6 protein-coding genes are annotated in these 14,487 nt (G+C 65.9%); 5 read left to right on the top strand and 1 reads right to left on the bottom strand.

Annotated features, from left to right (window positions below; all coding sequences use genetic code 11):
• Positions 1–285 precede the first annotated feature (285 nt).
• The 5 genes from XI02_RS46175 (at position 286) to XI02_RS43615 (ending at position 13,255) form a co-directional block, all read left to right on the top strand.
• Positions 286–7,800 (top strand): Ig-like domain-containing protein, encoded by a 7,515-nt coding sequence (locus XI02_RS46175; protein WP_194483342.1) that lies wholly within the window; start codon positions 286–288, stop codon positions 7,798–7,800.
• A gap of 158 nt (positions 7,801–7,958) precedes the next feature.
• Complete coding sequence (locus XI02_RS43630; RefSeq protein WP_026191980.1) at positions 7,959–9,164, top strand: ABC transporter substrate-binding protein; 1,206 nt, start codon at positions 7,959–7,961, stop codon at positions 9,162–9,164.
• 142 nt (positions 9,165–9,306) lie between these two features.
• A complete protein-coding gene (locus tag XI02_RS43625) occupies positions 9,307–10,101 on the top strand; it encodes an enoyl-CoA hydratase (protein ID WP_076832822.1) in 795 nt (264 codons plus the stop codon).
• 3 nt (positions 10,102–10,104) lie between these two features.
• Positions 10,105–10,860, top strand: coding sequence for a hypothetical protein (locus XI02_RS43620; RefSeq protein WP_016840374.1), 756 nt, complete (start codon positions 10,105–10,107; stop codon positions 10,858–10,860).
• 280 nt (positions 10,861–11,140) lie between these two features.
• Complete coding sequence (locus XI02_RS43615; RefSeq protein WP_172646406.1) at positions 11,141–13,255, top strand: acetate--CoA ligase family protein; 2,115 nt, start codon at positions 11,141–11,143, stop codon at positions 13,253–13,255.
• A 43-nt stretch (positions 13,256–13,298) separates the two neighbouring features.
• On the opposite strand, the gene XI02_RS43610 is transcribed toward XI02_RS43615, so the two are convergent.
• Positions 13,299–14,240, bottom strand: coding sequence for an IS110 family transposase (locus XI02_RS43610; protein ID WP_018271587.1), 942 nt, complete (start codon positions 14,238–14,240; stop codon positions 13,299–13,301).
• Between the last annotated feature and the right edge of the window lie 247 nt (positions 14,241–14,487).

The following is a 14,487-nucleotide window of genomic DNA, read 5'->3' as shown; positions in this document are numbered from 1 at the left end:
CGGCGCTTCTCATCGCGTGCACGGGCGAGATTGGTGTTTCACATCAATGCGTGCCTGTCGCGGGACGAACTCGTCTTCAGCGCCCCTCGTCGTGACGGAAATTGCCGTCCGATCGTGCGTCGAGCGGCCCTCACACGCGTCAACCTTACCCCTTGACCATCTCAACTCCGTGCGCAGAATGAGAATTCGTTATTGTTGCCAATGACTTGCGGCGCAAGATAACTATTCGGCAATTTTTTGAAAGGCGACCGATTGCGGTCGCTCACGCATATTGCCGAGGTCCTTGTGTCGAATCCCGTTGTTCTGACGCTGACGACCAGCGATCCGCTCCACGATTATCTCCAGCTCTACAACGCGATCTCGGCGATCAGCGTCGGCGGCGGACTAGCGTCGGCCAACACCGACTACGTCATCAACTTCTCGACCTCCGGCAGCGCCCGCACATTGCAGCTGCTCGACGATCTGCCGGCCATCAATCTGATGAACGGCTCGACGCTCACCTTCGACGGCAACACCGACTACAACAACCAGCTCGGCGGACAGGACTACAGCGACGTCATCGACGCGCGCGGCTATCAAGGCTTCGTCGTCGTCGCGGGCAAGGTGACGTTCAAGAACCTGACCATCATCAATGCGGTGGCAAGCGGCGGCAATGGCGGGGTCGGCGGTGGCGGCGGCGGCGCGGGTCTGGGCGGCGGCCTGTTCGTCGGACAGAACGCCGACGTCACGCTGAACAACGTCAACTTCGGCAGCAATACCGCCAAGGGCGGCAATGGCGGCACGGTCGATCCAGCCGGCGGTGGCGGTGGAGGCGGCGGCATCGGTGCTGACGGCGGCAGCGGCAATGGCGGTGGTGGTGGCGGCGGCGGCTTCGGCGGCCAGGACTATTACGGCTACCACGGCAATGGCGGCAGCGGTTACAGCGAGGCGGGCTCCGACAGCCAGCATCCCTCGACCGGGGCGCAGACCGCGGGTGGCACGCCGGCGACGATAGAAGGTGCGGCGGGCGGCGGACAGGGCGCCGACAATTACGGCGGCTCAGGCTACGGCGCACATGCCGGCGGTGGCGCGAGTGGCGGCGGTGGTGGCGGCGGTGTCGGTGGCGGCGGCGGCGGCATCGGCGGCGCCAACTCGGTGGGCGGCGGCCCCTCGGGCACCCTGATCGGCTTCGGCGGCGCCGGCGGCGTGGGCGGCGGTGGCGGCGGCGGCATTTATGGCGGCGGCAACGGTGGTTTCGCCGGCGGTGGCGGCGGCTCCGGCAACGGCAGCGGATACGCGCATACCGGCGGCAATGGCGGCTTCGGCGGCGGTGGCGGCGGTTCGAACGGCACGCCCGGCACCGGCGGATTCGGCGCCGGCAGCGGCTCGCTCGCCGGCGGCGGTGGCGGCGGCCTCGGCGCCGGCGGCGACATCTTCGTTCAGCAAGGCGGCAAGCTGACCGTCATCGGCGGCACCTTGATGGATGCAACCGAGACCGGCGGCACCGGCGCCAACGGTGCCGGCAACGGCTCGGCCTATGGCGACATCTTCATCCAGGGCACGATGGTCGTCACGCCGACGCACACCGTTTCCACGCTCTTCCAGGGCTTGCAAACCGTCACCACGCTGACCATCGCCGACACCATCGCGGATGAAAAGGGCATCAGCGGCACCGGCGCGAGCGGAAAGCTGCAGGTCTCCGGCGGCGGTACGCTGACGTTGACGGGTGCGAGCAGCTATGTCGGCGGCACGCAGATCGATGCCGGCAACACGCTCTCGATCACGGCCGACAACAATATCGGCGGTTCGGCCAGTGCACTGATCCTCAACGGCGGCACGCTGACCACGACCGGCGGCTACACCTTCACTCACGATATCCAGGTCACCGCCGCTGGCGGCACTTTCGACATATCCTCCGGCACGATCGTCGACACCGGCTCGATCAGCGGCTCCGGAACGTTCACGCTGTCCGGCGCCGGCACGTTGCAGCTTGGCCTTGGTCAGCTCGCGAGGCTGACCGGGACGCTCAACCTGAGCGGCGGGCACCTCGGATTGACGACCGGCGGAATTTTTGATGACGCCATCGTCGTAGGTGGCAATTCCGTTGTTGCGGTCGGGACCAGCGCGACCGTCACGGACACTGACCTGATCAGCGGTGGCGGCAATCTCGGCATCGACGGCGGCGGCACCTTCGTGCTCAGCCATGCCAACACCTATGGCGGCACGACGATCTATTCGGGCACCGCCTGGCTCACGACCTATGGCGCCGCCGGCACCGGCAACATCTCCTTCAGCACCGGGCTTGCCGGCACGCTGAAGATCGACAACGCCGCGCTGAACGGCAACGCCTTCACCAACACGATCTCGAACTTCAATCCCGGCCAGAAGATCGATCTGACCGGGTTGGCGTATAACACCCAGAACCCCTCGCTCAACACGGTCAGCCTGTCCGGCAACACGCTCTCGATCTCGAACGGCACCACGACCGACACGCTGACCGTGACCGGGCTCGACGGCGGCACCCGCTTCCAGCTCACGCAGGATGCCAACGGCGGCACGGTCGTGCAGATCGTCTCGACGCGGATCTTCAACGTTTCCAGCGTCGCCGAGCTCAATGCCGCCATCACGCAGATGGATTCCGGCGGGCAGAACGCAGCCCAGAATGCCAACTACACCATCAACATCACCGCCGACTTCAGCCTGACGTCGGAGCTGTACGCGTTCAACCTCTTGAGCGGATCGAGCGTGACGATCAACGGCAGCGACGGCCACGGCGGCACGCACACGATCGACGGCCTCAACGCGCAACGCGGCTTCTTCGTCTATGCCGGCAACGTCAACCTCGAGAACCTGACCATCCAGAACACGGTGGCGGTGGGCGGTGGCGTCAGCCGTGGCGGCGGTGGCGGCGGCGCCGGGCTTGGCGGCGGGCTGTTCATCTCGTCGAACGGCAGCGCGACGATCGACAATGTCACCTTCCACAACAGCGCGGCCATCGGCGGCAACGGCGGTCCCGGCGGGAGTGGAAGTCTCGCCAACATCTACGGTCTCGGCGGTGGTGGCGGGATGGGCGGCCGCGGCGGAAGCAGCGGCGGCGGCGGCATTGGCCTTGGCGCGCGAGCCCCGGACAATGACGCATTTTCCAACGGCGCTGGCGGCATTGTGCTCGGCGCGGCCTCGGCCGGCCGCGGCAGCTACGGATACGACTACCCGTACATGGACGGGTACATTCATAACTACGACGCGGGCGGCATCGGCGGCGCCAATGGCGGTGGCGGCGCAGCCGGAGGCTACGTCGGCCTCGGCAGCCGTGCGAATGGGGCGGGCGGCGGCATCGGCGGCGGAAACTCGCTGGACGGCGGCAACGGCGGTTACGGCGGCGGCGGCGGCGCGGGCGGCAATGGCGGCTTCGGCGGCGGCGGTGGCTACGGCGGCAATGGTGGCTTCGGCGGCGGCGGCGGCATCGGGGCCATGGGCGGGTTCGGCGCCGGCAATGGCGGCACCAACGGCAACGGCGCGCCGGGCGGCGGCGGCGGGCTTGGTGCGGGCGGCACGGTCTTCGTTCAGCAGGGCGGCTCGCTGACCATCAAGGGCGGCTCGCTTTCAAACGATTCTGGCTTCAACGCCGTCAAGGGCGGCACCAACGGGAGCGGCCAGGCCAGCGGCTCGGGCATCGGCTCCGGCATCTTCATCCAGGGCAACAGCAATCTCAGCTTCACGCCTGGCAGCGGCCAGACGCTGACTGTCGCCAACGACATCGCGGACCAGAGCGGCAATGGCGGCACGGGTGCGAATGCCGGTATCGGCGGCCTCGTCATTAGCGGCGGCGGCACCGTCATCCTCGGTGGCAACAATACTTACACCGGTAACACCACGGTCAGCGGCACCGGCACGAGGGTATCGATCTCCGCCAATGTCAATCTCGGCGCGGTCACCAGCGTCCTGAAGCTCGGCGACGGCACCGGCATCAGCTTCACCGATGGCTTCACGCAGACCCGCAACATCACCGTCGCCGGCGATCCGGTCTTCAATGTCGCCGCCGGCGAGACCGTCACCCAGAGCGGCGTCATCTCCGATGGCGCGACGCCTGGTGATGTCGAGGTGACCGGCGGCGGCCGGCTGGTGCTGTCCGCGCACAACACCTATTCGGGCGGCACCGTCATCAAGGGCTCGATCCTCGAGCTGGCGGCGAACGGCGCGGCGGGAACCGGCGCGATCGCCTTCACCGACGGCAGCACCGAGAAGCTCGTGCTCGATGCCGCGGCATTCTCCGGCACCTCGTTCAGCACGTCGATCACCGGCTTTGCCGGCGGCGATACTCTCGACTTCGGCAACATCGGCTATGACGCCACGGCGACGCTGTCCTATGCGAACGGCGTCTTGCTGGTGAAGAGCGGTAGCGGCACGACGCTCGCCTCGCTGAACCTGAGTTTTGGCGCCGGCGCCTCGGCCGGCTCGCTGCTTCTTGGTTCCGATGGCTCAGCGACGCCGCATCTGGAAACCCGGTCGCAGGCAAGCATCGCCTCGGTGACGGCTGACACCACCGATCACCTCACGACGCTGAACGCCGGCAAGGTCGTCACCATCACAGTCAATTTCAGCAACACGGTGAGCGTGACCGGCGCGCCCGAGTTGCTGCTCAACGACGGCAAGGCCGCGACCTATCTCAGCGGCAGCGGCTCGCAGGCGCTGGTGTTCAGCTACACGGTGCAGGACGGCGACAGCACGTCCGATCTGCAGGTGCAGAGCCTCTCGCTCAACGGCGGCACGATCAGGGATCCCGGCGGTCAGGACGCCGACGTGACCCATGCGGCGACCGATTTGCATCTCGTGATCGACGCGATCGCGCCGACTGTGTCGGTTGCGGCGAGCTCGACCGCGCTGCTGGCCGGGCAGACTTCGACCGTCACCTTCACCTTCTCCGAGGCGGTCACCGGCTTCGCGCTGACTGACACGACGGTGAGCGGCGGCGCGCTGAGCAACCTCGTGCATGTCGGCGTCAACGCCGCGCACCAGGACATCTACACGGCGACCTTCACGCCCGACGTGACCAATGCCGAGGCTGGCTCGGTGCAGGTCAACGCATCGAGCTATACCGACAGCGCCGGAAACGCCGGCGCGGCAAGCAGCGCGATCACCTTCACCGGCGATACCAAGGCGCCAACGGTGGCGGTTGCGGCCGATCACATCACGCTGACTGCCGGCGATAGCGCGCTCGTCACGTTCACCTTCTCCGAGGCCGTCGGCGGCTTTGGATTGGGGGATGTCACCGTCCAGGGCGGTACGTTGGGCAATCTCACCCATGTCGGCGTCGATGGCGCCGGCCATGACGTCTACACCGCGACCTTCACGCCCGACGTGACCAATGCCGAGGCTGGCTCGGTGCAGGTCAATGCATCGAGCTATAGCGATACGGCCGGCAATTCCGGCTCGTCGAGCAACACGATCAGCTTCACCGGCGACACCAAGGCGCCGACCGTGTCGGTCTCAGCTGACCATGGCACGCTGCTCGCCGGTCAGACCGCGGTCGTGACCTTCACCTTTTCCGAGGCGGTCGTGGGCTTCGCGCTCGGCGACGTCAGCGTCAGCGGCGGCGCGCTGGGCAGCTTTGTCCATGTCGGCGTCAACGGTGCCGGCCAGGACATCTACACCGCGACCTTCACGCCCGACGTCACCAATGCCGAGGCTGGCTCGGTGCAGGTCAATGCATCGAGCTATGGCGATACGGCCGGCAATGCCGGCGCCGCCGGCAACGTCATCAACTTCACCGGTGACACGCTGGCGTCGACGGTCTCCGTCACGCTCAATCCCGACACGGTGCTGGCCGGCGACCTTTCGGTCGCGACCTTCACCTTCTCGGAGGCCGTCTCGGGCTTCGCCCTTGGCGACATCACCGTCCATGGCGGCGCGCTGAGCAATCTCGTGCATGTCGGGCTCAACGGCGCTGGGCAGGACGTCTACACTGCGACCTTCACGCCCGATGTCGGCGACACCGAGACCGGCTCGGTGAAGGTGAATGCGTCCGGTTACAGCGATGTGGCCGGCAACGCCGGCGCGGCAAGCAACACCGCGACGATCGGCGGCGATACGCTGGCGCCGACGGTGTCGATCGCGGCGGATCGTAACGCGCTGCTGGCGGGCCAGACCGCGCTGGTGACGTTCACTTTCTCCGAACAAATCGCGAGCTTCGCGCTCGATGACGTCACCGTGCATGGCGGGGCGTTGGGCAATCTGGTCCATGTCGGCGTCAACGCATCGGGCCAGGACGTCTACACGGCAATTTTCACGCCGGCTGAAAGCAACACTGAAGCAGGCTCGGTGCAGGTCACCGCCTCGAGCTATACCGATATTGCCGGCAATACCGGCGCGGCGAGCGGCACCATCAGTTTCACTGGCGATACCAGGGCGCCGACGGTGTCGGTTGCCGCGAGCCCGAGTACGGTGCTTTCGGGCCAGACTTCGGTTGTCACCTTCACCTTCTCCGAAGCGGTCGCGGGCTTTGCGCTCAGCGATACCGTCGTCGCCGGCGGCACGGTGACCAACCTGGTCCATGTCGGGCTCAATGGTTCAGGCCAAGACGTCTACACCGCGACCTTCACGCCTGACATCAATGACGTCGTCGCAGGCTCGATCCGGGTCACCGCCGCGAGCTATGCCGACGTATCAGGCAACACCGGCGCGGCGAGCAATACCGCGACGATCGGTGGCGATACGCATCCGCCGACGGTAACGGTGGCGGCCGATCACACCCTGCTGCACGCCGGCGACGCCGCGCTGATGACGTTCACCTTTTCCGAGGCGGTCGCCGGTTTCGGACTCGGCGACGTCACCGTCCATGGCGGCCTGCTGGGCAGCCTCGTCCATGTCGGCGTCAATGGCGCAGGCCACGATATCTACACCGCGACCTTTACGGCCGATGTCACCGACCATCTGTCGGCTAACCTTTCGGTTGCGGGGGCGAGTTACACCGACATCGCCGGCAATGCCGGCGGAGCAAGCAACGCGGTCAGCTTCACCGGCGACACCAAGGCGCCATCGGCGCCGACGCTGGCGCTGCACCGCGACACCGGCGTCTCCAGCGCCGACCACATCACCAGCGATCCGCTGATCGATTACACCAAGTTCGATGCGGCCGACACGCTGCGCTACAAGGCCGACGGCGCGTCGAGCTTCTCGACGACCGCGCCTGTCTTCACGACCGACGGCGTGCATTCCGTCACGGTGCAGGAGGTCGACGCCACCGGCAATGTCGGCGCGTCGTCGAGCCTGACCTTCACGCTCGACACCACGGCGCCTCATCTCACCGGAATCACGGCGACGCCCTCCGGTGGCGTCGCGACGCCGGGTTCGCTGGTGCAACTGACGGTCGGCTTCAACGAGGCGGTTCACGTCAATGGCGGTGCGCCGAGCCTGACGCTGAACGATGGCGGCACCGCAATCTACGACGCCGCGGCAACGGCGTTGCTCGGCGATTCCTCGAAGCTGGTGTTCGATCACATCGTGTCGTCGACGGATCGCGCTGGCTCGCTGGCGGTGACCGGCTTCGCCGCCAATGGCGCCGATGTCGTCGACCTGGCCGGCAATGCGGCCTCGCTTTCGGCGGTGTCCGCCGTCTTCGACGCCCTGCACATCAACGAGACCATCGTGCCGGCCTACACACTCGGGGCCATTACCCGGCCGGAATTGCATCTGGATCTGGGCGGTCGCATCATCATGGATGCAACGGCGTCGGCATTCGCCGGACATTATGGCATGCAGTACCTGTTCCTCGGCCTGCCGGCGGGAACGCCCCATCAGACCGTTCCCGACTTTCATCTCTGATCGCAGCGTGGCTGGAAGCTCCGGCGCGGCGCTTCATTCCGCTTAGCGGAAAACAGATTGCTGCCGCCGCGGCTTGCTGCAGTGCAGGCCATGCGGCATGATCCGGCCCTCGAAACGGACCTGATGGAACGAGGTCCGCGCTGCAAGGGAGGATTGGAATGAGACGAGTTTTGGCCGGCGTGTTGGCCTGTGCGTTTGCGATCTCGGCGAATGCGTCGCTGGCGCAGGACAAGCCTCCGCTGAAGCTCGGCGGCATCCTCGATATGTCGAGCCTCTATGCCGACATCACCGGCTCGGGCAGCGAAACCGCCGCCAAGATGGCGGTGGAGGATTTCGGCGGCGAGGTGCTCGGCCGCAAGGTCGAGATCGTGGTCGGCGACCATCTCAACAAGGCAGACCTCTCCGCCAACATCGCCCGCGACATGATCGACAACCAGGGCGTCGAGATGATCTTCGACGTCGCGGCATCCGCGACCGCGCTCGCCGCTGCCGAGATCGCCAAGGCGCGCAACAAGATCATCATGTTCAACGGTCCGGGCTCGATCCGCCTGTCCAACGAGGCCTGCGGCCCCTATACCGTGCACTATGTGTTCGACACCTTCGCGCAGGCCAATGTGACCGGCCTTGCCGCGGTGAAATCCGGTCTCGATACCTGGTTCTTCCTGACCGCGGACTACGCGTTCGGCCAGGACCTGGAAAAGGACACCAGCAACGTCGTGGTGAAGTCGGGCGGCAAGGTGCTCGGCAGCGTGCGGCATCCGATCAACACCTCGGACTTCTCCTCCTTCCTGCTGCAGGCGCAGGCCTCGAAGGCCAAGGTGATCGGCCTTGCCAATGCCGGCGGCGACACCATCAACGCGATCAAGCAGGCGGCGGAATTCGGTCTCACCAAGAGCGGTCAGAAACTGTCGCCGCTATTGGCCTTTGTCACCGACATCGACAGCGTCGGGCTCGATACCGCGCAGGGCCTGTTGCTGGCGGAAGCCTTCTACTGGGATCTCAACGACGACAGCCGCGCCTTCACGAAGCGCTTCATGGAACGCACCAAGCGGGTGCCGACTTCGGCACAGGCCGGCGTCTATTCCTCGGTGACGCACTATCTCAAGGCGGTGAAGGCCGCCGGCACCACCGATGCGGCCGCCGTCATGAAGGTGATGAAGGAGACCCCGATCAACGACATGTTCACCAAGAACGGCAAGATCCGCGAGGACGGCCGTATGGTGCACGACATGTATTTGTTCGAGGTCAAGAAGCCGTCGGAATCGAAGGGCCGCTGGGACGACTACAAGCTGGTGGCGACCGTGTCGGGCGACCAGGCCTTCCAGCCGCTGTCGGAGTCACGCTGCCCGCTGGTGAAGAAGTGACGCGAAGCGTCATTCCGGGATGGTCCGAAGGACAAGACCTCAGGTGCGCAACTACGCACCGGGGAATCTCGAGATTCCGGGTTCGATGCGTTGCATCGCCCCGGAATGACGAATTCAAAACAACAACGAAAGGCAAAACGCCATGAGCGATAATCAGATGGTCCTCCAATCCCTCGACAAGGGCCTGCTCACCATCACCATGAACCGTCCCGATCGACGCAACGCGCTCAATCCCGATATGACGCGCGGCCTCGTCGAGGCGGCGCGGCGGGCGCAGGACGATACCGAGGTGCGCGCGGTGCTGATCCGGGGCGCCGGCGGCACCTTCTGCGTCGGCGGCGACGTCAAGTCGATGGCGGAAGGCCGCGCCCCGCTGCCGTTCGAGGCCAAGATGGCCAACCTGCGCCGCGGCATGGAGGTCTCGCGCATCCTGCACCAGATGCCGAAGCCGGTGGTGGCGCAGCTCGACGGTGCGGCGGCCGGCGCCGGGCTCTCGATCGCGCTGTCCTGCGACCTCCGCGTTGCCGGCGCCTCCTGCAAGATCACCACCGCCTTCGCCAAGGTCGGCTTCTCCGGCGACTATGGCGGCACCTATTTCCTGACCAAGATGCTCGGCAGCGCGAAAGCGCGCGAGCTTTACATGATGTCGCCGGTGCTGTCGGCGCAGGAAGCCTACAACCTCGGCATGGTCTCCAAGGTGGTGCCCGATGCCGATGTCGAGGCCGAGACGTTGGAGCTGGCCCGGTCACTGGCGCAGGGCCCGTCGGTGGCGCTCGGCTACATCAAGCGCAACATCAACAATGCCGAGACCATGACGCTGGAGGCCTGCTTCGACGGCGAGGCGATCCATCACACGCGTGCCGGCGAGACCACGGACCACAAGGAAGCGGCAAAAGCCTTCGTCGAGAAGCGCAAGCCCACCTTCCAGGGGCAGTAGACCATGGCCGAGTACATGCGGCTGCGGCAGATCTGCCTGGTGGCGCCGCAGCTTGCGCCCGTCATCGCGGACATCTCCGCGATCATGGGCCTCGACGTCTGCTATCGCGACGGCAACGTCGCGAAATACGGCCTCGAGAATGCGCTGCTGCCGGTCGATACCATCCTGCTCGAAGTCGTCGCGCCGTTCCAGCCGGGGCCGGGCACGGCGGCCGGGCGCTTCATCGAGAAGACCGGTGGCCGCGGGGGCTATATGGCGATCTTCGCTTGTGAGGATCCCGACGCGCGCGGCGCCAAGGCCAATGCGATGGGCGTGCGCACCGCGAATGTCATCACGCACGCGCCGTATCACGGCGTGCAACTGCACCCGCGCGACTGCCGCGCTGCCTTCATCGAGTTCAACCACACCGACGGCAGCGATGACATCCTGGGGCCGTATCCGCCGGCCGGCCCGGACTGGCAGAAGTCGATCCGCAAGGACACGACGCTGTCGCTGACCGAGGTCGAGATGCAGAGTCCCGAGCCTGAGGGGTTGGCGGCGCATTGGGGCAGGATCATCGGCATTCCCGCCGATGGTCCCGTGGTGAAGCTGCCGAACAACACCTTCCGCTTCGTCAAGGGCGACAGCGAGATCATGAGCGGCTTGACGTTCAAGGTCGTCGACAAGGCGAAGGTGCTGGAGGCCGCAAAAGCCAGAGGCTGTGCGGTGAAGGGCGACGAGTTCCTGCTCAGCGGCGTGACGTTCAAGCTGACGGCGTGATTTCGTAGCCCGGATGCAGCGAAGCGAAATCCGGGACCGGGCTCTTCGCGGATGGAGCGTTCCCGGATTGCGCTGCGCTCCATCCGGGCTACGGGACTACAAAACCCGTCATCCTGAGGAGCGCGTAGCGCGTCTCGAAGGATGTACGGCCGTCGGCCGGACCGTTCATCCTTCGAGACGGCCGCTGCGCGGCCTCCTCAGGATGACGGGCGAATGGTTGAGCTCGCTGTAGCGATCCAATATCGTCAAGAGCAACAACAATAATCGGGAACACGCCCCCATGCCGCATTCGCTCGATACCTTCTTCGCTCCAGAAAGCATCGCGCTGATCGGCGCCTCGCGCGATCACGAGAAGATTCCCGGGCGGCTGCTCGCGATGCTGCGCAAGAACGACTATCCCGGCGCGCTCTATCCGATCAATCCGAATTATGACGAGATCGACGGGCTGAAATGCTTCAAGTCGGTCGCCGAGATCGGCGCGCCGATCGATCTTGCCGTTATCGTCATTCCCGCGCGTGCGGTACTGCCGGCGCTGGAGCAATGCGCCGCAGCCGGCGTGAAGAATGCGGTCATCATCTCATCCGGCTTTGCCGAAGAGGGCGGCGACAGCGCTGACATGCAGGACGCGATCGTGGCGCTGGCGAAGCGGACCGGGATGCGGATCTCCGGGCCCAATGCCGAAGGGTTTTACAGCCAGGTGCAGAAGGTCGCCGCGACCTTCAGCCCGACCGTCGACGTCAAGCCGGATGCGCCCGATCTGGCCGCGAGCAGGCGGCGGATCGGCATCGTCGCGCAGAGCGGCGGCATCGGCTTTGCGATCTATCATCGCGCCAAGGCGCTTGGTGTCGCGCTCAGCTATGTCGTCAGCGCCGGCAATGAGAGCGATCTCGGCGCCGGCGAGTTCCTCGACTACATGGTGCAGGATGCCTCGACCGACGTGATCCTGCTGTTCATCGAGGGCATCAGGGACGTCGACAAGTTCCTGGCGGCGGCGAGGCGCGCGGCAGAGCTCAGGAAGCCCGTCATCGTAACCAAAGTGGGCCGCTCCGGCGCCGGCGAGCGCGCGGCGGCCTCGCACACCGCGAGCATGGCGGGCTGGTCGGCGGCCTATGACGCGGTGTTCGCGAAATACGGCTTCATCGTCTCCAACGATCTCGACGAGGCCGTGACCATTGCCGCGGTTCTGACCACCAATCCGCTGCCGAAGGGCGATCGCGTCGCGGTGCTGACGGTGTCCGGCGGCGCCGGCATCTGGGGCGCCGATACCGTCTCGATGCAAGGCCTGCGCGTGCCGGAGCTATCGGCCGCGATCCAGAGCCAGATCAAGCAATGGATGCCGTCCTATGGCGCGGCGGGCAATCCGGTCGACGTCACCGCGCAGGGCGTCTCCTCCGGCGGGCTGCAGAAGAGCATCGAGCTGTTCGACACATCTGATGAAGTGGACGCGACGCTGGTCGTGCTGTCGCTGTCGAGCGAGACGCGGATGCCGTTCAAGGAAGCCGAATTGAAGCCGGTGATCGCGGCGCAGCACAAGCCGGTGGTGTTCTATTCCTACACGCTGCCGTCGCAGTTCGCGCGGCAGGAGCTGGTCAAATCGGGCGTGGTGGTGCTCTCGGGGCTGACCCATGTTGGCGTCGCGATGCGGCGGCTGGCGGACTATGCCGCCTTCAAGCCCGCGCCGGAGATCGCGGCATCCGCGGCGCAGGCGCGCGATCTCTCCGCGCATCTCAAATCGAAGACGTTGTCCGAATATGACAGCAAGGCGCTATTGCGCGCGGCCGGGATCGCGTTGCCCGACGAGGTGCTGGTGACCGACCGCGACGGGCTTGATGCTGCGATCGAGCGCGCCGGATTTCCACTGGTCATGAAGATCCAGTCGCCCGCGATCGCACACAAGAGCGAGGTCGGCGGCGTCCGCGTCAACATCGCCGCCAAGGGCGCGGCGTTCACGGCCTATCGCGACATGCTGGAGGCGGTGCAGAAGCAGCGGCCGGGCGCTGAAATCCAGGGCGTGCTGGTCGGGCCGATGGCCAGGAAGGGCGTCGAGATCATCGTCGGCACCATGACGGATGCGACCTTCGGGCCGATGGTGATGGTGGGGCTCGGCGGCATCACCACCGAACTGTTCAAGGACGTGGTCTATCGCCCCGCGCCGGTGAGCGCGGCTGAAGCGGCCACGATGCTGGAGACGCTGAAGGCCGCGCCGCTGCTGCACGGCTTCCGCGGCGCGCCGAAGACGGATGTCGCGGCACTCGCGCGATTGATCTCGCAGATTTCAGTGCTGGCGGCGCAGCACGCAAGCGAGATCGCCGAGATCGAGGTCAATCCGGTGCTGGTGCATCCGGAGGGACAGGGCGTCACGATCGTCGACGCGCTGGTGGTACCGAAGGGATAGCGCGCCATCTCCCCACCGTCGTCCCGGCGAAGGCCGGCAACTGTTATGTTGGTTTGGTCTGCAGGTACGGCTTTCGGTCTCGCATCATGGCATTGAGGACCGTGAGCAGCTTCCTGGCGACGGCGATGAGGGCGAGCTTGGCTGGTTTTCCGGCCTGTCGCAGTCGTGCATAGAAGGCCTTGAACGGATCAGCTCTGCGAACTGCGTTGAGGGCCGCCATATAGAGGGCGTCACGAACGCGCTTTCGGCCGCCCGCAATCTTGCGCTTGCCGCGGAAGGTGCCGCTGTCGACGTTGAAGGGAGCAAGGCCAGCGAGCGCTGCGAGTTGTTTCGGTCCGACCCGCCCGAGTTCCGGCATCTGCGCGATGAGCTGCATGCAGGCCACGGGACCCACGCCGGGCAGCGAACGCATTAACTTCGCATCGTCCGCGATCTGCGCTTCGGCTTTAATCAATGCGCTGATGTCGGCCTCGATCTCGGCGATCTCGCTGTCGAGGACCTCGATGAGGCGGCCGATGCGTTCGGCCATGGCGCGATCGTCGGCCTCGCTGCGCCGGTTCTTCTCCTGGGCGCGCATGAGGACCAGCTGATCCCGCCGTTTTGCAAGCCTCGCCAAGGCGCCCCGTGCAGGATCGGCGACCTGCTCGGGGGCGGGCTGCATGGCCCGCGCAAAGGCCGCCAGCATCCGCGCATCGATCGGATCGGTCTTGGCGAGTAGGCCGCTGGCCCGTGCAAAGTCGCGGGCACGGGCCGGGTTGATCCGTGCGAACTGGATCCCGGCCTGACGCAGCGCCTCGCGAAGCGCGAGGTCATAGATACCCGTCGCCTCGAAGACCACCAGCGCATCGCATTGCCAACGCGCCACCTGCTGTGTGATGGCCTGTGTCGCGTTGGCAATGCGCCTCGGCACGCCGTCAGCCTCATCAAAGATATCGAGGTGTTTCTTGGAGATGTCGATTCCGACGTAACGAAGAGCTATGATCACGGTGCCTGTCCCTGTGATGCGAGGTCTGTTGGTGCAGCCTCGTGCAACTGTTCAGGTTGATAGATGGAACGGGCGGGAGACCGAGCCGGCTCACGGCGTCAAGCGCCAAGGACCCAACGGCTTCCCGCCCACCCTCATCCTGACACACTTCCAAGACACAGGGACCCATACGCTGCGGCCCGCGGAAAGGGCACAAGGGGAGACGGCTTGTCGCGCCACTCGCATCGGTGGTTATGGGTCCCGGCTT

Source organism: Bradyrhizobium sp. CCBAU 21365, assembly GCF_015291305.1.
In the GTDB taxonomy this organism is placed as follows: domain Bacteria; phylum Pseudomonadota; class Alphaproteobacteria; order Rhizobiales; family Xanthobacteraceae; genus Bradyrhizobium; species Bradyrhizobium elkanii.
This window is presented reverse-complemented; position numbering and strand designations above follow the sequence as displayed.

Excerpts from the sequence above, each read along its gene's own strand:
- XI02_RS43620 (WP_016840374.1), top strand. The coding sequence starts at position 10,105 with ATGGCCGAGTACATGCGGCTGCGGCAGATCTGCCTGGTGGCGCCGCAG.
- XI02_RS43625 (WP_076832822.1), top strand. The coding sequence starts at position 9,307 with ATGAGCGATAATCAGATGGTCCTCCAATCCCTCGACAAGGGCCTGCTC.
- XI02_RS43630 (WP_026191980.1), top strand. The coding sequence starts at position 7,959 with ATGAGACGAGTTTTGGCCGGCGTGTTGGCCTGTGCGTTTGCGATCTCG.
- XI02_RS43615 (WP_172646406.1), top strand. The coding sequence starts at position 11,141 with ATGCCGCATTCGCTCGATACCTTCTTCGCTCCAGAAAGCATCGCGCTG.